General features: G+C 73.0%; 17 protein-coding genes. 12 read left to right on the forward strand and 5 right to left on the reverse strand.

Going from position 1 to position 18,503, the window contains the following annotated elements:
* Nucleotides 1–92: 92 nt before the first annotated feature.
* The 5 genes from ACH47X_RS03050 to ACH47X_RS03070 all read left to right on the forward strand — a co-directional run bounded on the left by ACH47X_RS03050 (nucleotide 93) and on the right by ACH47X_RS03070 (nucleotide 5,124).
* Nucleotides 93–1,475, forward strand: coding sequence for a PP2C family protein-serine/threonine phosphatase (locus ACH47X_RS03050; protein WP_397401259.1), 1,383 nt, complete (start codon nucleotides 93–95; stop codon nucleotides 1,473–1,475).
* A complete protein-coding gene (locus tag ACH47X_RS03055; RefSeq protein ID WP_397401261.1) occupies nucleotides 1,472–3,121 on the forward strand; it encodes a sensor histidine kinase in 1,650 nt (549 codons plus the stop codon). Before ACH47X_RS03050 ends, ACH47X_RS03055 begins: the two co-directional genes overlap by 4 nt.
* A gap of 106 nt (nucleotides 3,122–3,227) precedes the next feature.
* Nucleotides 3,228–3,647 carry a response regulator gene (locus tag ACH47X_RS03060; RefSeq protein ID WP_036963882.1) on the forward strand — a complete coding sequence of 140 codons (420 nt, stop codon included), beginning with the start codon at nucleotides 3,228–3,230 and terminating at the stop codon, nucleotides 3,645–3,647.
* 124 nt (nucleotides 3,648–3,771) lie between these two features.
* A complete protein-coding gene (locus ACH47X_RS03065; RefSeq protein WP_200835967.1) occupies nucleotides 3,772–4,701 on the forward strand; it encodes a proteasome assembly chaperone family protein in 930 nt (309 codons plus the stop codon).
* Nucleotides 4,702–4,920: 219 nt separating this feature from the next.
* Nucleotides 4,921–5,124, forward strand: coding sequence for a cold-shock protein (locus ACH47X_RS03070; RefSeq protein WP_020016705.1), 204 nt, complete (start codon nucleotides 4,921–4,923; stop codon nucleotides 5,122–5,124).
* Nucleotides 5,125–5,184: 60 nt separating this feature from the next.
* Here ACH47X_RS03070 and ACH47X_RS03075 read toward each other — a convergent pair whose 3' ends face one another.
* Nucleotides 5,185–6,114 carry a spermidine synthase gene (locus tag ACH47X_RS03075; RefSeq protein ID WP_397401263.1) on the reverse strand — a complete coding sequence of 310 codons (930 nt, stop codon included), beginning with the start codon at nucleotides 6,112–6,114 and terminating at the stop codon, nucleotides 5,185–5,187.
* A gap of 100 nt (nucleotides 6,115–6,214) precedes the next feature.
* Here ACH47X_RS03075 and ACH47X_RS03080 point away from each other — a divergent pair, with 100 nt between their 5' ends.
* The 3 genes from ACH47X_RS03080 (at nucleotide 6,215) to ACH47X_RS03090 (ending at nucleotide 8,486) form a co-directional block, all read left to right on the forward strand.
* The gene (locus ACH47X_RS03080) at nucleotides 6,215–6,682 is read left to right on the forward strand and encodes an SAV_6107 family HEPN domain-containing protein (RefSeq protein ID WP_377252676.1); all 468 of its coding nucleotides are present in this window, start codon (nucleotides 6,215–6,217) and stop codon (nucleotides 6,680–6,682) included.
* Nucleotides 6,683–6,712: 30 nt separating this feature from the next.
* Nucleotides 6,713–7,954, forward strand: a complete 1,242-nt coding sequence (locus ACH47X_RS03085) for a DNA polymerase IV (protein WP_397401266.1) — start codon at nucleotides 6,713–6,715, stop codon at nucleotides 7,952–7,954.
* Between the two features lie 106 nt (nucleotides 7,955–8,060).
* Nucleotides 8,061–8,486: a DUF3040 domain-containing protein gene (locus tag ACH47X_RS03090; protein ID WP_020016701.1), complete on the forward strand. Its 426-nt coding sequence runs from the start codon at nucleotides 8,061–8,063 to the stop codon at nucleotides 8,484–8,486.
* 92 nt (nucleotides 8,487–8,578) lie between these two features.
* On the opposite strand, the gene ACH47X_RS03095 is transcribed toward ACH47X_RS03090, so the two are convergent.
* From ACH47X_RS03095 to ACH47X_RS03105, 3 genes are read right to left on the reverse strand one after another with little or no spacing between them, the layout of a single operon-like run.
* A complete protein-coding gene (locus tag ACH47X_RS03095; protein WP_397401268.1) occupies nucleotides 8,579–10,870 on the reverse strand; it encodes a transglutaminaseTgpA domain-containing protein in 2,292 nt (763 codons plus the stop codon).
* Nucleotides 10,867–12,180 carry a DUF58 domain-containing protein gene (locus ACH47X_RS03100; RefSeq protein WP_397401270.1) on the reverse strand — a complete coding sequence of 438 codons (1,314 nt, stop codon included), beginning with the start codon at nucleotides 12,178–12,180 and terminating at the stop codon, nucleotides 10,867–10,869. Before ACH47X_RS03100 ends, ACH47X_RS03095 begins: the two co-directional genes overlap by 4 nt.
* A gap of 20 nt (nucleotides 12,181–12,200) precedes the next feature.
* On the reverse strand, nucleotides 12,201–13,250 hold the full coding sequence (locus ACH47X_RS03105; protein WP_397401272.1) for an AAA family ATPase: 1,050 nt from the start codon (nucleotides 13,248–13,250) through the stop codon (nucleotides 12,201–12,203).
* Nucleotides 13,251–13,646: 396 nt separating this feature from the next.
* Between ACH47X_RS03105 and mraZ the strand changes: the two genes are divergently transcribed.
* The 4 genes from mraZ (at nucleotide 13,647) to ACH47X_RS03125 (ending at nucleotide 17,826) form a co-directional block, all read left to right on the forward strand.
* Nucleotides 13,647–14,117 (forward strand): division/cell wall cluster transcriptional repressor MraZ, encoded by a 471-nt coding sequence (gene mraZ / locus ACH47X_RS03110; protein ID WP_142033846.1) that lies wholly within the window; start codon nucleotides 13,647–13,649, stop codon nucleotides 14,115–14,117.
* 186 nt (nucleotides 14,118–14,303) lie between these two features.
* Complete coding sequence (gene rsmH, locus ACH47X_RS03115) at nucleotides 14,304–15,347, forward strand: 16S rRNA (cytosine(1402)-N(4))-methyltransferase RsmH (protein ID WP_397401274.1); 1,044 nt, start codon at nucleotides 14,304–14,306, stop codon at nucleotides 15,345–15,347.
* Complete coding sequence (locus ACH47X_RS03120; RefSeq protein ID WP_397401276.1) at nucleotides 15,344–15,772, forward strand: hypothetical protein; 429 nt, start codon at nucleotides 15,344–15,346, stop codon at nucleotides 15,770–15,772. The genes rsmH and ACH47X_RS03120 overlap by 4 nt, the downstream gene beginning before the upstream one ends.
* Nucleotides 15,769–17,826 (forward strand): peptidoglycan D,D-transpeptidase FtsI family protein, encoded by a 2,058-nt coding sequence (locus ACH47X_RS03125; protein ID WP_397401278.1) that lies wholly within the window; start codon nucleotides 15,769–15,771, stop codon nucleotides 17,824–17,826. The genes ACH47X_RS03120 and ACH47X_RS03125 overlap by 4 nt, the downstream gene beginning before the upstream one ends.
* Before the next feature lie 18 nt (nucleotides 17,827–17,844).
* On the opposite strand, the gene ACH47X_RS03130 is transcribed toward ACH47X_RS03125, so the two are convergent.
* Nucleotides 17,845–18,492, reverse strand: a complete 648-nt coding sequence (locus ACH47X_RS03130) for a TetR/AcrR family transcriptional regulator (RefSeq protein ID WP_020016693.1) — start codon at nucleotides 18,490–18,492, stop codon at nucleotides 17,845–17,847.
* Nucleotides 18,493–18,503 lie beyond the last annotated feature (11 nt).

Here is an 18,503-nt window from a genome sequence, read left to right on the forward strand (position 1 = left end):
CTCTCCGGTCGCAATCAACCGGCCGACCATTATTGCTCACCCGTCGGCCTGTCCGCTGACAGGGCGTCGTCACGCTGGATAGGATCGCCGCCATGGCACCGGGCGGAGCGGGTTCTGCGAGGCCCTCAGGCGGGCCCGGCCCCGAGGCGCGCCCGGCCCGGCTCGACGGTCCGATATCGGTGCTGCTGGTCGAGGACGACGACGCCGACGCGTTCCTCGTGAGCGAGCTCCTTGCCGACGCCGACGTGGATTCCGACCTGCGCGCGGACCTGCACCGCGCACGCTCCGTCGACGAGGCCCTCAACATCCTGTCCATGGTCGCCGTGGACTGCCTGCTCCTCGACCTGGGCCTGCCCGACGCCGAGGGGCTGGGCGCCCTGCGCCGCGTCATGGCCGGCATCGAGGTGCTGCCGGCGCAGCCCGCCGTCGTGGTGCTCACCGGGAACACGGCACACGACCTGGGCTCGGCCGCCGTCGCCAACGGCGCCGACGACTACCTGGTCAAGGGCGAGGTGGACGGCGACGGGCTGGCCCGCTGCCTGCGCTACGCCACGCTGCGCCGGCGCTCGGCCGCCCAGCAGATCGCGCTGTTCCGCAGCGAGGTGCGCGCCGCCGAGACCACGCGCCTGGAGCGTGCCCTGCTGCCCAAGGAGCTCGTCACCGACGAGCGGGTCTCCGTCATGGTCGGCTACCTGCCCGGCGGCAACGGCCTGCTCGGCGGAGACTTCTTCGACACCGTGGAACGCCCCGACGGCACCCTGGTCACCGTCATCGGCGACGTCGCCGGGCACGGCCCGGACGAGGCGGCGCTCGGCGCCGCGATGCGCACCGCCTGGCGCACGCTCGTGCTGGCCGACACCCCCGCCGACGACGTCCTGCCGCTGCTCGAACGGGTGCTCCTGGCCGAACGCGGACGGCCCGAGGTGTTCGTCACCATCTGCCAGGCCGTGATCTCGCCCGACCGCTCGCACATGGACGTCTACCTCGCCGGGCACCTGCCGCCGCTGCTCGTGGTGCCGCGGACGCCCGCCGGCCGGACCGCGCCCGTGACCCACCAGTGCGAGGAGCTGCCGTCCTCCGACCGCGGCCGCGCCCTGGGCATCCCCGTCGAGGGCAGCTGGACCGCCCACCGCGTACACCTGCCCGAGGTGTGGACCGCCGTCCTCTACACCGACGGGCTCGTCGAGGCGGCCGTCGGCGCCGACCCCGAGGGCACGCCGATCCTTCCGCCCAGCGCCCACGGGCGCATGCCGCGCCTGGGGGCGCACGGCCTGCGCAGCGTCGTCGAGCACGAGATGGACCAGGGCACCGACGAGGTCGTCACCCGCGTGCTGCGCCGCGTGCGCGCCCTGCACGGCGGCCCCCTGGTCGACGACGCCGCGCTGCTGTTCGTCGGCTGGGCCGGCGCCGGCGCCACCGAACCGGGGGAGCGCACCTCGACCCTGGCCGACTCGGTGGAGTGGTCGCGGGCATGACGCTAGTGCCGGACGAGCACCGGTTCACCGGTGTGTCGATGCGCCGCCGCCTCGCCCGCCTGCTCGGCGCCGTCGCGGCCATGCTCGTGCTGGCGCTCGCGGTCGCGGTGCTCGCCCTGGTCCAGTCCCGCAGCCTGGACGCCCGCGCCGACGGCCCCTACTACCGCGCCCTGGTCGACGGCGAGCGGGCCTCCGTGGCGCTCGCCGACGCCGACGCGTCGGTGAGCGCCTACCGCGCCACCTGCGACGAGGCCGCGCTGGAGCCCTGGACCCGCGCCGTCGGGGCGAGCGGCCGCATCATGCTCCTGGCCGACGTCGAGCGCCGCGCGCTGGCCTCGGACGCCGAGGTGCTGCAGGCCTACGAGGAGGCCGTGCGCCGCACCGACGCCTGGTTCGACGAGTACGCCGAGCCCGTGGTCGCGGCCGTCGAGGCAGCACCGGCCGGCCAGATGGCCTGCCAGATGGAGCTGCTCAGCACCGCCCCGCCGATCGCGCGGGGCGACGCGCTGTACGAGGCCGCCAACGACGCCGTCTCCCGGTACCTGGCCGAGCTGAGCGCGCAGCGCGACGAGGTCGTGGACACCCGCGCCGTCTGGGAGCGGCTGCTGCTGGGCGCCGTGGCGACGCTCGTGCTCGTGGTCGTACTGATGGGCACCATGATGTGGCTCGCCCTGGAATCATGGGTGATCCGGCCGCTCACGGAGCTCACCGCCGCCGTCCGCGTGGTCAGCAGCGGCGTGCTCGGGCGGGAGATCCGGCCCGCCGGCACGGGGGAGGTCGCCCTGCTGGCCATGCACGTGGAGACCATGCGCCGCGAGCTGGTGCACCAGGTGGAGGAGATCCGGCTGTCGCACCAGGAGGTCGAGAACGCGCACACCCTGCTCAGCGAGCAGGCCCGCGAGCTCGAGCGGTCCAACCGCGACCTGGAGCAGTTCGCCTACGTGGCGTCGCACGACCTCCAGGAGCCGCTGCGCAAGGTCGCGAGCTTCACGCAGCTCCTGCAGAAACGGTACGGCGGCTCGCTCGACGACCGCGCCGACCAGTACATCGAGTTCGCCGTGGACGGCGCCAAGCGCATGCAGCGGCTCATCCAGGACCTGCTGAGCTTCTCGCGCGTGGGCCGCACGGGAGTACCGCGCGAGGACGTCGAGCTGGAGGGTGTGCTGACCGCGGCGCTCGCGGAGCTGTCCGATCGGATCAGGGCCGCGGACGCCGAGATCGTGCACGACCCGATGCCCGTGGTGCACGGCGAGCGCGCGCTGCTCCAGCAGATCTTCGTCAACCTGATCGGCAACTCGCTCAAGTTCCGGGACCCCGACCGGCCGCCGAGCGTGCGGATCGAGGTGCGCAGCATGCGTGCGCACTGGGAGATCTCGGTGGTGGACAACGGCATCGGCATCGACGCCCAGTACGCCGAGCGGGTGTTCGTCATCTTCCAGCGGCTGCACTCGCGCGAGCAGTACGCGGGTACCGGGATCGGTCTCTCGCTGGTCAAGCGGATCGTCGAGTACCACAAGGGCCGCATCTGGATCGAGCCGGCCGACGGCGGCGGCACCATCGTGCGGTTCACGCTGGCCCGGCGGCAGGGCCAGCCCGGCACGGGGCGCCTTTCGACCGAACGGGCGCAGTCGACTACGCTTCAATGAGGCGGCCTGACCAGGGCCGACGGCGGGCCGCGACGAGGGGGCCCGGCGATGCCGACATCATGGGACAGGTACGGGCCGGGTGGTCAACGTGAGCGGTCAGAAGGTGATGGAGATCCTCCTCGTGGAGGACGACCCGGGCGACGTCCTGATGACGCGGGAGGCCTTCGAGGACCACCGCGTCCCGAACAACGTCTCCGTGGTGGGCGACGGCGTGAGCGCGCTGGAGTTCCTGCGCAAGCAGGGCCAGTACGCCCAGGCGCCGACCCCCGACCTGGTGCTCCTGGACCTCAACCTGCCCAAGATGGACGGGCTCGAGGTGCTCGCCGTCGCCAAGGGGGACCCCATGCTTCGGCACATCCCGGTGGTCGTGCTGACCACGTCGGACGCCCAGGAGGACGTCGTCGGCTCGTACTCGCTGCACGCCAACGCGTACGTGACCAAGCCGGTCGACTTCGACCGGTTCATCGACGTGGTGCGCCGGATCGACGACTTCTTCGTCTCCGTGGTGCGCCTGCCCGGCCGCTGAGCCGGACCTTCTCGCGACGCTCAGGGCGTAACGGGAAGACACCCGGCCCTCGTTGCGTTGGACGAGAGCAGACACCCTTTCGGATCGGGTGATCGGCAGTACTCCGACGAGCGAGGGAGCGCACGTGCTTGACCCCCAGGGCATCTACGACGTCGACGAGGCAGCGGTGGAGCGCACGCTGGGTCGCAGCGTGCCCGGCAGCTCCGACGGACCCGTCATGTTGCACGCCGTCCGCGGTTTCGTGGACGCCGGCAGCGCGGGCGACCTCGCCGTCGAGCACCTGATCGACGAGTTCCGCGTGGAGCGTCTGGTGACGTTCGACGTGGACCAGCTGCTGGACTACCGCTCCAAGCGGGTGACCATGACGTTCGACTCCGACCGGTGGGCCGACTACCAGGCCCCCTACCTCGCCGTCGATCACCTGACCGACGCCGAGGGCACCGGGTTCCTGCTGCTGCACGGCGCCGAGCCGGACCTGCAGTGGGAGCGCGTGGTCGCGGCGCTGACCCAGCTCGTGGAGCGCTTCAACGTGAGCCTCGTGGTGGGCGTGCAGGGCATCCCGATGGGGCTGCCGCACACCCGCCCGCTGTCGCTGACGGCGCACGCGACCCGGCCCGGCCTGGTCGACGACTACACCTCGTGGTTCGGCAGCGTGAAGGTGCCGGGCTCGCTGGCGGCGCTCCTGGAGTATCGCCTGGGCGAGTCGGGGCACGACGCGCTCGGCTTCACCGTGCACGTGCCGCACTACCTCGCGCAGTCGCAGTACCCGCCGGCCACGGTCGTCGGGCTGCAGCACATCGAGCGCGCCACCGGGCTGGACCTGGCGATCGGCGGGCTCGAGGAGGCCGCGACCGACGCCAAGATCGAGGTGGAGAAGCAGGTCGCGGAGTCCTCCGAGATCGCCGCCGTGGTCAAGGCGCTGGAGGAGCAGTACGACGCGTTCGCCCGCTCGATCGGCCGCCCGAGCCTGCTCGCGGAGACCACGCCGATCCCGAGCGCCGACGAGCTCGGCGCGGAGTTCGAGCGATTCCTCGCACAGCAGAACGGCGAGTGAGCGCCGTTCCAGGTGACTTCGCGGACCGGTGTGTCATAGCTGCGGCAGAAATGTGCGTGTTCCGTGGCACATTTGAGTGGTCCATGCCACACTGGCGCACGTTGCAGTGACGTACCAAGGCCACGTCCGCCGTGTCGTGAGCAAGTCGGGAAAGCATTGCGGCACGGGGGCGGGCAACGGGCTCGCCGTCGGATCCCGGACGGAAGGTCGAAGGACAGCATGGCGCAGGGTTCTGTGAAGTGGTTCAACGCGGAGAAGGGCTACGGGTTCATCGCCCAGGACGGCGGCGGCGCCGACGTCTTCGTGCACTACTCCGCAATCCAGTCCAACGGGTACCGGTCTCTCGAGGAGGCCCAGCGGGTCGAGTTCGAGATTACGCAGGGTCCCAAGGGTCCGCAGGCGGAAGCAGTCGTGCCGCTCTGACGTAACTCGTGAGAAGGGCCGTGCTCCCTCGGGGGAGCGCGGCCCTTCTTGCGTGCCCGCTCAGGCCGTCTCGGGAGCCGGGGTCGCCAATGGCGCCGCCGTGCCGGCGAACGCCGTGGCGTCCTCCCCCGCCAGCAGGGTGGCGGGCACCGCCAGGGTCCGCAGGGCGCGCCCCAGGCGCGGGTCACGCAGGTCGGGTTGCCGGGCGTCGCCGTTCTCGTCCTCGGGCACGTCCTCGGGCAACCTGCGGACGGCCGCGAGGACCAGGTTGCCGTACCGGCGGCCCTTGAGGATCGCGGGCTCGGCGACGGCGGCCAGGCGGCCCTGCGCGGCGGCGTCGGGGCCGAAGGCGGCGGCGAGGCTCGCGACCTCGCGCCGGGCCGTGGTCAGCGGTGGGCGGTCGGCGCAGTTGACCAGCAGCATGCCGCCGGGCCGCAGCACCCGGTGGGCCTCGGCCGCGAACCCGGTGCCCACCAGGTGCTCCGGGGTGCGGTCGCCCGCGAACACGTCGCGCACCACGACGTCGTAGGAGGCGTCGCGCGCGGAGGCCAGGGCGCGGCCGGCGTCGTCGGCCCGCAGGCGCAGCAGGGGCGAGCGCGGCAGGGCGAACCAGTCGCGCACGAGCTCCAGCAGGCGTGGGTCCAGGTCGACGCCGAGCTGGCGGGAGCCGGGCCGCTCGTGCTCCACGTGCCGGGCGAACGCGCTGCCGGCCGCGCCGAGGTGGAGCACGCGCAGCGGTCCGGGCGGCAGGAGCGCCACGAACGCGGCCATCTGCTGCATGTACTCGAAGTCGAGAAAACCGGGGTCGGCGAGGTCCAGGCTGGAGCTCGGCACGCCGTTGACGTGCAGCGTCACCCGCTGCGGGAAGTCGGGGTCGCGCACCACCTCGGCGGTGCCGGTGCTGATCGGCACGGGGCCGACGGGCAGCTCGGCGGGGAGTGTCAGTGGTGCGGAGGAGGATGGGCGGCGTCGGGCGGAGCGGCGGGCCATGAGGACAGTCTCTCCCGGACCAGCGGCCCGCTTGACAGGATAGAACGTATGTTCGATAGTGTCGCACAAGGGGTTCGATCGGAGGTTCGAGATGGGCACCATGCAGTCTCAGAGCGGTCGGGATGTGGTCTCGGCACGCATGCTCGTGCCGCGCGCCGTCCCGCCGGGGGTCAGTGCGCTCCTGCGCAAGGCGGACGCGGAGCTCGCCGAGGCGGCGCGCTCCGCCGACCCGGGGGACCGGTTCGTGCACGCGCACCTCGCGGCGATCCGCGCTGCCGCTGCCGTCGTGGCCCTGCGTGGCCGCCCGTCGGCGCGCTCCGGAGCGCGTACGGTGTGGGACATGCTCGCGCACGCCGAGCCGGACCTCGCGGCCTGGTCGGGCTACTTCGCCTCCGGCGCGCCCCTGCGGGCGGCCGTGGACGCCGGTCGCCCGGAGCAGGTCGAGCCCGCACGGGCGGACGAGCTGCTCGCGTGCGCCGAGGACTTCCGGGACGAGGTCGCGATGCTCGTGGACCCGCAGGCCGGGTTCGCGACCCAGCGGCTGTCCCTGGTGCCCGAGGCCTCCTGACAGGCGCAACAGCAAGAACGGAGCACGTTCGTGAGCAAGGGGCCGCGGTCAGCGGCGGCAAGGCGGGACTGGGGGTCGGACGAGTCCGGCTGCTCGGTGCTGCACCTGGACATGGACGCGTTCTTCGCGTCGTGCGAGCTGGCCCGGCGGCCCGAGCTGCGGGGCCTGCCGGTCATCGTCGGTGGGCAGGAGCGCGGGGTGGTGCTGGCGGCCACCTATGAGGCGCGCGCGTTCGGCGTCCGGTCCGCCATGCCGATGACGCGGGCGCGCCTCCTGTGCCCGCAGGCCGTCGTGGTCCGGCCCGACCACAACCTGTACCGCGACGTGTCCCGGTCGGTCATGGGCCTGCTGCACGAGGTCACACCGCTCGTGGAGCAGATCAGCGTCGACGAGGCCTTCCTGGACGTCAGCGGCGCCCGTCGCCGCCTGGGGCCGCCCACCGGGATCGGCGCCGAGCTGCGGCGTCGCATCGAGGCCGAGCACGGCGTCACCGCCTCGGTGGGCATCGCCCGGAACAAGTTCGTGGCCAAGCTGGCGTCCACGCACGCCAAGCCGAACGGCCTGATGCTGGTGCCGGTGGACGCGACCGTCGACTTCCTGCACACCCTGCCCGTCGGGGCCCTGTGGGGCGTGGGGGACAAGACGGAGAAGTCGCTCGCCGCGTGGGGCATCACCACGGTGGCCGAGCTGGCCCACACCGACCTGCCGAGCCTGCAGGCCGCCGTCGGCCGGGTCAGCGGCGCGCACCTGCACGACCTCGCCTGGGGGCGCGACCCGCGCCCCGTGGTGCCCGAGCACCGCGAGCACAGCATCGGCGCGGAGACCACGTTCGGCACGGACCAGGACGACACCGCGGCGGTGAACCGAAGGGTCCTGGAGCTGTCCGACCGGGTCGCGGCGCGGCTGCGGCACCAGGGCGTGCTCGCGCGCACGGTGTCGGTGAAGGTGCGTTCGAGCGACTTCGCGACGTTCACCCGCTCCCGCACCCTGGACGGGCCCACGGACGTCGCCCGGGAGATCTATCTGGTGGCCCGCGAGCTCGTCGCTGCGGTCGATCTGGGTGGTCTCCCGGTGCGCCTGGTGGGGGTCCGGGGCGAAAACCTCTTGCAACGCGGCGGTTCCGCCCAGCAGCCCACGCTGGAGGAGGCGGTCGATCCGCGCTCGGGGGCGCAGCGCGAGGCCGAGCTGGCGCTCGACGCGGTGCGTGAGAAGTTTGGGAAAACGGCGATCGACCTGGGTGTACATCGCAAGAACGGCACGCATCCTTACTGATCTGCCCCTATAGTCATGGGTATGCCCGGGATGTCGACTACCACCGACGGCCGGGTCGTCCTATCCTGAGAGGGACACTGTTCCTTTGCGAGATCCGGGGGTCTCGATGCCTCTGTCCGAGTACGAGCAGCGGGTGCTGGAGCAGATGGAGCGTGCTCTGACGTCAGACGACCCGCGGCTGGCGAACACGCTCCAGTCCACAGGTCGTGGTAACGCGCTCCGTTATGTGCTGTCCGGGGCCGGCGTCGTCGTCGGCCTGCTTCTTCTTGTCGTCGGTGCAGCGACGTCGCGTACCTGGCTCGGGGCCATCGGCTTCGTGCTCATGTTCGCGGGTGTGGTCTTCGCGTTCCTCGGACCGCGCAAGAAGCAGCAGGAGGGTCCGGTCGGCGTCGTCGGCGAAGACGGCACGGTCCAGCCCCCTACCGGGGCAGCACGCAAGGCCCGCAAGCGGCAGGGTGGAGGTCGTTCCGGCGGCTTCCTCGCCCGCCTCGAAGAGCGCTGGGAGAACCGGCGCAACCAGGGCGGCCGCTAGCCGGCCAACCGTTTCCGGTGATCCGCGCGAGCGAATGCCGGCAAGACAGGAGCCGGGCCCCTCGGGGCCCGGCTCCTGTCATGTCTCCAGGGTCAGGGCCTGCGGGTGAGGGCTTCCGTCAGCTCCGCCGTCACCGCCGTCGTGAGTTCCTCGAGCTCCGCGGCGGACGGCGGCGTGGAGGCACGGGCGTAGCGCTCGTCCTCGGCGGCGTCGGCCAGGGCGGTGAGCCGCTCGGCGACGTCGTCGGGCAGGGGTGCGCCCGTACGGGTGCGGATCTCGTCCGCGATCACGGCAGGCGCGCGACGCAGCGTGACCGACGGCCCGAGGCGTACCTCCCGCTCGGCCAGCAGGGCCAGCACCCGGGCCCACGCCCGCTCCGGGTCGAGCTCCTCGACCTCCGTGCGGCGCCGCAGGAGCAGCCAGGCCGCCCCGCCCAGCACGCCGAGGGCGACGATGACCGCCACCACCCAGGCCCAGCCGGGCAGGGTCTGGTCGGACACCTGGTTGCCGGACGCGCTCTGGGTGGCAGCCGCCTCGGACTCGTCCGGCCGCTGCGACGGCTGCTGCGTGGGCACCTCGGGCGCCCGCGAGGGCGTGGGGGAGGCGCTGGGCGCGTTGCCGGTGGTCGGGTTCGCGTACGCGGGCAGCGGGCCGGTCTGGACCTGCGGCGTCGGCTCGAAGCGGACCCAGCCCACGGACGGGAAGTAGATCTCGGGCCAGGCGTGCGAGTCCTGGCCGGTGACCCGGTAGCCGCCGGTGCCGTCGGGCCGGCCGGGCAGCCAGCCGACGCCGATCCGGGCCGGGATGTCGAGGCTGCGGGCCATCACCATCATGGACAGGGCGTACTGGGTGCAGTAGCCCTCCTTGTTCTGCAGGAAGTCCCAGACGGTGTCGGACGAGCCCCGGTAGTCGGCGTCCGGGTTGTAGACGAAGCCGGCGCCGGAGCGCAGGTGGTTCTGCAGCGCCACAGCGGCGTCGAACCGGGTCGGCGCGTCACCGGCGACCCGCTGGGCGTAGTCGGCGATGTCGTCGCGGTGCTCGGTGTCCGGTACCTCCGTGTAGCCGGCCGACCGGGGGTCGCCCCCGCCGGTGGGCACGGCCCGCAGCAGCTCCGGGGTGAGCCCGCGGTCGACGATCTCGACCGTGTACGGGGCGCCCTGCTGGGTGCCCTCGCCGCCGCGCACCTCGTCCCGGAGCGGGTCGTAGGCCCAGTCGCCGCCCACGTCGACCCGCCGGGGCTCGAGCGGCAGCGGGAGCTCCGAGCCGTCGAGCTGCCCGATCTGCACGTCCATCTGGCGGCCCTGGCCCGTGGCCCCCTCACCGGGCGGCGCGAGGACGGTCGACGCGTCGAAGTCCGCGAGGCCGCCCGTGGGCACGTTCCGGTTGGTCTGCACGCCGTCGAACGCCGTGAGCGTCATGACGCGCAGCGGGCCGGTCGGCTCGCCGTCGGCCATCGTGTAGGTCAGCACGGTGTTGCCCGAGCGGGCGCTCAGCGGCTGGCGCATGTCGAGCTCGGAGGACAGCTCGACCGTGTCGGACGGCGTGGAGATGAGCTGGTTCCACGTGCCGGCCAGCGCCGGCAGCGCGGCCATGCCGGTCGCGACGCCGAGCGAGGTGGCGGCGACCGCGACGGACGTCAGCGCGGTGATGCCGGAGCGGAACCGCTGTGCTCGGCGCACCGCCGCGGAGTCGGTGTCGCCGCGCCGCCCGGGGGTCACTCCCACCGGGTCGACCGTGAGCAGCAGGAGCATCGCGGTGACGCTGATGACGAAGACGGGCCACGGCACGTCGCCGATCAGGGTGAGGGGCGGCGTCCACAGGAGGAGCAGCGGCACCCCGGCGAAGCCCGGCATGCGGGCACCGGCGAGCGAGTCCACCACGAGCAGCACCAGCAGCGTGCCGCCCACGGCGACCATGCTGATCGCCGGCCCGGGGTCTACCGGAGCCACCTGCGTGTTCATCAGCTCGGTCGCCTGGCGGAACCGTTCGAGGACCTGCTCCACGGAGTCCGGGCCCACGAACGGCTCGAACCGCTGACCGGGCCCGCCGTAGCGGGCCAGGATGAACCAGGCGGCGACCACGAGACCGGCCGCCGTGGCGACGAAGGACGCGCCGCCCGCGGCACGGTCGGCGGCCCGGTCGGCGCTCGCTCCCTGGCCCGCGGCGCGGCGGGTCGCGGCCCGGTCCACGGCGGTGCGCAGCAGCAGGTACCGCACCACGCAGGTGGTGGTCGAGACGAGGAGGACGCCCGTCGTGCCCGCGGTGAGCCAGGGCCCGGGGTCGATGACGAGCCTGAGTGCGTGCATGGACGCGATCACGGCGATCGCGACGAGCACGCCGGAGGCGACGGTGCGGACCAGCGGGCCGCGGTGTGCGGGGATCACGGCGCACGCTCCGCGAGCAGGGCCCAGGCGCGCTCCGGGTCGGTGCGCGCCTCGCACGTGCTGACGTGCCAGCTCGAGGCGCGCAGCTCGGACGCCGTCTGGTCCAGCTCGTGCCCGAAGCCGGCGCCGTGCGGCGCCACCAGGAGCGCCCAGCAGGTGCCCTCGGCACCGAGGGCGGCCAGGTCGTGGCGCGCGTCGGGTCCCTGCGGGCCCAGCACCGTCACGACGATCTCGCCGGGCACCCGCGCGAGCCGCAGGGCCCGTGCGGTGGTGCTGATGGCGTGCTGCCCCTCGGCGTTGCCGCGGTGGCCGCGGATGTCGACGCAGGCGTCCAGCAGCGCGGACCGGCTGGCCCGTGTGGTCGCGAACCGCTCGCCCTCCAGGCTGGGGGCCACGGTCGTGGTCACGAGGCGCGCCGGGTGGCCGGCGTCGAGGAACGAGGTGGCGATCGACGCCGCGAGCTCGACCGCCCACTCGCCGTCGTCCACCGCCGCGGGGCGGCGCATGCTCCCGGACTCCTGCCAGTGCGGCAGCAGCGAGCGGTCGAGCAGCACGGTCACGGGGCGCACTCCGGCGCTCTCGTCGGCGCGGACCATGAGCTGGCCGCGGCGGGCCGCGCTCGCCCAGTGGACGCGGCGCGGGTCGTCGCCCGCGACGTACTCGCGCAGCACGGAGTCGTCGGTGGACTGCAGGCGTGCGCCCGTGGCCGAGTGGTCGACGTCGCCCACCGCGCGCGTGCGGACGGCGAGCTCGACGGTGCGGGGCCACACGGGCACCTGCGTGGGGTTGCCGAGCGGCTGGGTGGCGCGGACCAGGCCGAACACGTCGGTCCGGGTGGTCAGCAGCGGGCCCAGCGACCAGCGCCCGCGGCGCATCGGGGTGAGCGAGTAGTGCACGGCGATCCGGTCGGCCCGGGCGGACACCCGGGCGCGGATGCCCTGGTGCCCGGCGAGCTCGTGCGCGGCCTGCTCGGACAGCCGCAGGCGGGAGAGCCGCTCGTAGGCGGCCCCGGAGGCCTGGTGCGCGGCGACCAGGAGGCTCACGTCCGCCGTCCGGTCGCGCACCACGGGGTTGGGCGTCACGGCACGCGTCACGTGCAGGGCGCCGCGCCCCGACTCGAGCCGCTGGGTGCCGATGACCAGCCAGGCCACGGCGACGGCGATGAGGGCAGCCGCGCCGAGCCCGACCAGGTCGGGCAGGGTGAGCACCAGCCCGAGGGGGATCAGGACGCCGCCCACGCAGGCCGCACCGATGCCCCGGGGGGTGAGCCGGACCCGGCTGATCCGGGCGAGCGTGTCACGCCATTTCATGCGTCTGCCGCCCTGGCCGCTCAGTACGGACGCCGGTCGGCGGGCTCGAGCGCCGGCACCGGGGTGCGCTGCACGATCTCGTCGACGAGCGTCTCCGGCGTCACGCCGCCGAGCCGGGACTCGGTGGTGAGGATGAGGCGGTGCGCCAGGACGGGCCGGGCGAGCCGCTGGATGTCGTCGGGCAGCACGTGGTCGCGCCCCGCCATGGCGGCGATCGCCTTGGCGGCGCGCAGGAGCTGGAGCGACGCACGCGGCGAGGCGCCCAGCCGCAGGCCGGGGTGCTCGCGCGTGGCGCCGACGAGGCCCACCACGTAGCGCTTGACCGAGGGGGAGGCGTACAGCGAGCGGACGAGCGCGGAGAACCGCAGCAGCGTGTGCCCGTCCGTGACGGCCTCCAGGTGGGCCAGCGGCGTGGTGGCCTCCTGCCGGTCGAGCATGAGCATCTCGGCGTCGACGTCGGGGTACCCCACGGTGATGCGGGCCATGAACCGGTCGCGCTGCGCCTCGGGCAGGGGGTAGGTGCCCTCCATCTCCACCGGGTTCTGGGTGGCGACCACGAGGAACGGCCGGGGGAGCTGGTGGGTGGTGCCGTCGACGGTGGTCTGGCCCTCCTCCATGCACTCCAGCAGCGCGGACTGGGTCTTGGGCGAGGCGCGGTTGATCTCGTCGCCGATGACGATGTTGCTGAACACCGGGCCCGGGCGGAACTCGAACTCGTGGCTGCCGGTGCGGAAGATGTTGACGCCGGTGAGGTCGCTCGGCAGCAGGTCGGGCGTGAACTGGATGCGGCCCACGTGGCAGTCGATGCTGCGCGCCACGGCCTTGGCGAGGGTGGTCTTGCCGACGCCGGGCACGTCCTCGACGAGCAGGTGGCCCTCGGCCAGCAGGACGGCGAGCGTGATGTCGGCCAGGCCGGGCCGGCCGGTCACGACGGACTCCACGGCACCGCGGACCCGCGCCATGGTCTCCACGAGCTCGTCCAGCGCGCCGGGGCCGGGCGCCGGCTCTGCGGCGGCCGCGCCGCCGTAACGAGGGTCCGAGAGGCCGGAGGTGGTGGGTTCCGTGTGCACTGGGGGACCTCCATCGGGCCGGGAGTCAGGCCGGTTTCTCGCGCGGGTACGCGCTGTTCGGAAGCCGGGGCGAGAACGCCCGCCCGGCTGGACCAGCCTAGTAGAGATGTAAAGCACTCTGTTGTGTGCATCACGCGGTCTTCACAGATCCGAGAGCTTCTTTCGCCCTGGTGAAACGACGTCCGTCCAGGTCGCGTACGCCTGGCGGGAGGCGGCCTCGCGCGACCTGATCCGACATTCCACGCCACGCGGGACATGAATTTACTCCACCTACTCTTTACCTCTTTGACCTGCACATTGAGGGTCGCTGGGCAGTTCTCCCCATCGTTTTTCCGAGTGTGGTGGTGGAAAGTGGAGTAGCGTGGAGTATGCGGGAGCGGAAGGAGGTGTCGGCCCATGACTGCGATGGCGGAAGGTTTCGCAGGTCTGGGTCTGCTCCTCGGTACGTACACCCCGAAGCTCGACGAGAAGGGGCGCCTGATCCTTCCCGCCAAGTTCCGGGGGCGCCTGTCCAGCGGTCTGGTCATGACCAAGGGGCAGGAGCGGTGCCTCTTCCTCCTCCCGATGGACGAGTTCCAGCAGATCTACACCCAGATCCGGCAGGCGCCGGTGACGAGCAAGGCAGCACGGGACTACACGCGAAACTTCCTGGCGGGAGCGAGCGACGAGGTCCCGGACAAGCAGGGCCGGGTCTCCATCCCGACGCACCTGCGCGAGTACGCCGGTCTCGACCGAGAGGTGGTCGTGATCGGGGTCGGTACCCGCGTGGAGGTGTGGGACGCGCAGGCCTGGGCCACATATCAGGAGCAGACCGAACCCGACTACATCGATCAGGCCGAGGAGATCTTCCCCGGGCTGAGCTTCTAGGACAGGTGGGCTGACCGGCCGCACGGTCAGGCCTCCTCCCGCAGGATCCGGCGCACTTCCCCGCCGCCGGAACCGTGCGGAGGGAGACCTGACCGGGCGGCCCGCCCGGAAGTACCCGGACGAGCACGAGGCACCACGCATGACGAGCACCACGCAGGGCCGGCACGACGCAGGAGGGAGACACCGATGAACGCGACCGACAACCGCTCCGGCGCCGGCAGCGACGCCGCCGACCGCCACCTCCCGGTGCTGCTCCAGCGCTGCGTGGACCTGCTCGCCCCGGCGCTCGCCGAGCCCGGCTCCGTCCTGGTGGACTGCACGCTCGGCATGGGCGGCCACACCGAGGCCGTCCTGGAGCAGCTCCCGGCCGCCCGCGTGATCGGCATCGACCGCGACCCGCAGGCCCTGGCGCTCGCCGGTGCCCGGCTGGCCCGGTTCGGCGACCGCTTCACGCCGGTGCACGCGGTGTACGACGAGATCACGCAGGTGGTCGACGAGTACGCCGGCGGCGCCGTGCAGGGCGTGCTCATGGACCTCGGGGTGTCCTCGCTGCAGCTCGACGAGACCGACCGCGGCTTCGCCTACGCGCAGGACGCGCCGCTCGACATGCGGATGGACTCCACCCAGGAGCTGACGGCGGCCGACGTGCTCAACACGTACGACGAGCGCGACCTCGCGCGGATCCTGCGGGAGTACGGCGAGGAGCGGTTCGCGGGCAAGATCGCGCGGGCGATCGTCCGGCGCCGCGCCGAGCGGGAGTGGGACCGCAGTGGCGAGCTCGTCGACCTGCTGCGCGCCGTCATCCCCGCCGCGACCCGCAAGACCGGCGGCCACCCGGGCAAGCGGACCTTCCAGGCGCTACGTATCGAGGTGAACGGCGAGCTCGAGGTGCTCGAGCGCGCCGTGCCCGCCGCGATCGAGGCGCTCGCCGTGGACGGCCGCATCGTCGTGGAGTCGTACCAGTCACTCGAGGACCGGATCGTCAAGCGCGCCATCGCGCAGGGCACGACGTCGTCGGCCCCGCCGGGGCTGCCCGTCGAGCCCGAGACCCACCGGCCCTATCTCGAGGCGCTCACCCGGGGCGCGGAGGAGGCGGACGCCGCCGAGCTGGAGCGCAACCCGCGCTCGGCCTCGGTCCGGCTACGCGCCGCCCGCCGCCTCCGCCCGACGCCCGAGCACCTGCTGAACCGCACCAGCACGCACCACACAGCGAAGGAGGACCGCCGATGAGTGCTACCAACGCCGCGACGGCCCGCGCAGTCCGTCCGGCCGAGCTGCCCCGCACCCGCAGAGCACCGCTGACCGCCATCTCCGGGGGTGCCGCGCAGCGCGGCCGCCGCCTGGACGTGGTCCGCGCGCCCTTGCACGCGAAGAGCCGCGTGCCGTTCTTCGTCCTGTGCGCCACCTTGATGATCGGCTCGCTCGTGGCGGTCCTCGTGCTGAACACCACGCTCGCGCGGGGCTCCTACGAGATGTCGCAGCTGCAGGGCGACGTCGCGCAGACCGCCCAGGACGTGCAGATGCTGGAGGAGGACCTGAGCGCCGCCGAGACGGACCTGCCGGACAAGGCCCGCAGCCTGGGCATGGTGCCCGCGGAGAACCCCACCATGGTCAGTGTCCGCACCGGCAAGGTGGTGAAGGGTACGGACCAGTGACGGGCTCGACGTCCGGCGCGGGCCGGCAGCGCACCCCCTCGGGGCGCGCTGCCGGCCCGCGTTCCACGCCGCAGCGCCAGGCGAAGCAACCGGCCAGGAAGCAGCCGGCCAGGAAGCAGGCCAAGGCGCAGCCCACGTCGCAACCCGCCAGGACCCGAGCCAGGTCGCAGCCGGCGAAGGCCCAGCCCCGTGCCACCAGCACGCGGCTGGGCCTTCAGGCACCCGACGGCCCTCGCGCTGCCCCGGCCCAGTCCCGGCCCGCCCGGTCCCGGGTGGCGCGCCCGCTGCCGCCGCGGCCCGGCCGGCCGGAGACGCGGCAGCGCTGGCTGGTCGGCATCGCGGCCGTGGTCGTGCTCGTCTTCCTGGTGCGGCTCGTTCACGTGCAGCTCATCCAGGGCCCGAGCCTGGCCGCCGAGGCCGAGGCCGCGCGCACGGCGACCGCGGTCACGCCCGCGCACCGCGGCGACATCACGGACGCGAACGGCGTGGTGCTGGCCACCTCGGTGGACCGGTACAAGGTGGTGGGCGATCCGGTGGCGATCGAGGACTTCCGCGGCGCGGGCCGCGTCGATGCCGACGGGCGCAAGGTGGAGAACGGCGCCCTGGGCATCGCCCAGCTGCTCGCGCCGATCCTCGACGAGCCCAAGAACGAGCTGGCGGCCAAGCTGGTGGGCGAGTCGCGCTACCGCGTGCTCGCCAAGAACGTGGTGCCCCAGGTGCAGCGCGCCATCGCCGACCTGGAGATCCGCGCGTACATCCGCACCGACCTGACCTCGCGGCGCACCTACCCGTCGGGGACGGTGGCGGGCTCGCTGGTCGGCTTCGTGGACGACGAGCAGGCCGGGCAGGGCGGCATCGAGCTGGCGTACGACGACCTGCTGGCGGGCACGCCCGGCTCCGACACCTACGAGCGCAGCCTCGACGGCCTGCGCATCCCGGCCGCCGGCCAGGAGTCCGTCCCGGCGGTGCCGGGCGACAGCATCCAGCTCTCCCTGGTGCACGACATCCAGTGGAAGGCGCAGGACTCCATCGACGAGGCCAAGCGGACCACCGGGGCGGAGTACGGGATCGTCATCGTGCAGGACATCCGCACGGGCGAGCTCGTGGCGCTCGCGGACTCCGGCTCCACGGACCCGAACGACCGGACGACGTCGGCCGTGGCGGGCGGGTCGCGCGCCGTCAAGGACGTCTTCGACCCCGGCTCGACGGGCAAGGTGGTCACGATGGCCGCCGCCCTGGAGGGCGGCTACTGGACGCCGGACAGCCGGTTCACCGTGCCCTACACCTACACGACGCCCAACGGGCAGACCTTCCGCGACTCGCACGAGCACCCGGTGGAGCGCCTGACGCTGACCGGGGTGCTGGCCCAGTCGTCGAACACGGGCACCGTGCAGGCCGGCGAGAAGATCCCGCTCCAGACGCGGCAGGACTACCTGTACAAGTTCGGCTTCGGGCAGCCGACGGGCCTGGGCCTGCCGGGCGAGTCCGTCGGTCTCATGCCCCCCGCCGACGTCGCGGACTGGGACGGCCGCACGCAGTACGCGGTGCTGTTCGGCCAGGGCCTGTCCGTCAACGCGATGCAGGCCACGAGCGTGTTCTCGACGGTGGCGAACGGCGGCGTGCGGATGACGCCGACGCTCTTCAAGGGCTCCACCAGCCCGGACGGCACCACCACGCCGGCGGAGCGGGAGCCGGGCAAGCGGGTGATCTCCGAGGAGACCGCGGACACCCTGGTCGAGATGATGGAGACCGTGACCGGGGACGAGGGTACGGGCAAGAATGCCGCCGTGCCGGGCTACCGGGTGGCGGGCAAGACCGGTACCGCCCAGATGCCGGCGGGCAACGGCTGGACGTACATGGCGTCGTTCATCGGCGTGGCGCCGGCCGACGACCCCCGGTACACCGTGTCCGTCTTCCTCAAGAGCCCGCACAGCTCGATCTTCGGCGGCGACGTCGCGGCCCCGGTCTTCAGCGAGGTCATGGGGTTCACCCTGCAGACGATGGACGTGCCGCCGAGCGAGCGCGAGAAGCGGCGGCTCAAGACCGAGTGGTGACGCCGTGCGGGTCGTGGGTCAGGAGGCCGCGATCCGCACGGGGGCGCCGAGGGTGGCCGTCAGGATCGACTCGATGGCGAACTCCGTGCCCGACGCCAGGTCCACCGCCGCGGGGTCCAGCAGCCACTGGAGCTGCAGGCCGTCCATGACGGCGATCACCGCGGCCGCGGCGCGCTCGGGCTCGCCCTCGGGCAGGGTCACCTCGCGCTCGTCCGCGAGCACGCGCACGGCCTGGGAGATCTCCCCCCGCAGCACGCTGAACCGCTCGGCCACCCAGGTGGAGGCGGGGTGGCCGTCGGTCACGGACTCGCCGGTGAGCACCGCGTAGGCCTGCACGATGCCGCGCCGCTCCGCGTTCTGGCGCGCGGTGGTGACCAGGTGCCGGAACAGCTCGATGCCGCCCGGGATGTGCTTGCCCTCCAGGTGCTGCACGTCCACGCGGTCGCGGTACTCCAGCACCTCCCACAGCAGCTTGTCCTTGCTGCCGAAGTGGTGGAGCACGCCGGCGTGCGTGATCCCCACCTGGGCCGCGACGTCGACCAGCGATCCCTGGTGGTAGCCCTTGGACCCGAACACGCGCGTCGCGGCGGCGAGGATCTCCTCCCGCCGCTGGTCGCGCGTGGGTCGCTTGGCCTTCGGGGCAGCCTGCCCGGTCGCTTCTGGCATGGGCTCACGAT

Source organism: Promicromonospora kroppenstedtii (genome assembly GCF_044389675.1).
In the GTDB taxonomy this organism is placed as follows: domain Bacteria; phylum Actinomycetota; class Actinomycetes; order Actinomycetales; family Cellulomonadaceae; genus Promicromonospora; species Promicromonospora kroppenstedtii.

What these genes read in the sequence shown, in the direction of transcription:
- ACH47X_RS03050 (WP_397401259.1), top strand. Translation starts at nt 93, where the DNA reads ATGGCACCGGGCGGAGCGGGTTCTGCGAGGCCCTCAGGCGGGCCCGGC.
- ACH47X_RS03055 (WP_397401261.1), top strand. Translation starts at nt 1,472, where the DNA reads ATGACGCTAGTGCCGGACGAGCACCGGTTCACCGGTGTGTCGATGCGC.
- ACH47X_RS03060 (WP_036963882.1), top strand. Translation starts at nt 3,228, where the DNA reads ATGGAGATCCTCCTCGTGGAGGACGACCCGGGCGACGTCCTGATGACG.
- ACH47X_RS03070 (WP_020016705.1), top strand. Translation starts at nt 4,921, where the DNA reads ATGGCGCAGGGTTCTGTGAAGTGGTTCAACGCGGAGAAGGGCTACGGG.
- ACH47X_RS03075 (WP_397401263.1), bottom strand. Translation starts at nt 6,114, where the DNA reads ATGGCCCGCCGCTCCGCCCGACGCCGCCCATCCTCCTCCGCACCACTG.
- ACH47X_RS03080 (WP_377252676.1), top strand. Translation starts at nt 6,215, where the DNA reads ATGCAGTCTCAGAGCGGTCGGGATGTGGTCTCGGCACGCATGCTCGTG.
- ACH47X_RS03090 (WP_020016701.1), top strand. Translation starts at nt 8,061, where the DNA reads ATGCCTCTGTCCGAGTACGAGCAGCGGGTGCTGGAGCAGATGGAGCGT.
- ACH47X_RS03100 (WP_397401270.1), bottom strand. Translation starts at nt 12,180, where the DNA reads ATGAAATGGCGTGACACGCTCGCCCGGATCAGCCGGGTCCGGCTCACC.
- mraZ (WP_142033846.1), top strand. Translation starts at nt 13,647, where the DNA reads ATGACTGCGATGGCGGAAGGTTTCGCAGGTCTGGGTCTGCTCCTCGGT.
- rsmH (WP_397401274.1), top strand. Translation starts at nt 14,304, where the DNA reads ATGAACGCGACCGACAACCGCTCCGGCGCCGGCAGCGACGCCGCCGAC.
- ACH47X_RS03120 (WP_397401276.1), top strand. Translation starts at nt 15,344, where the DNA reads ATGAGTGCTACCAACGCCGCGACGGCCCGCGCAGTCCGTCCGGCCGAG.
- ACH47X_RS03130 (WP_020016693.1), bottom strand. Translation starts at nt 18,492, where the DNA reads ATGCCAGAAGCGACCGGGCAGGCTGCCCCGAAGGCCAAGCGACCCACG.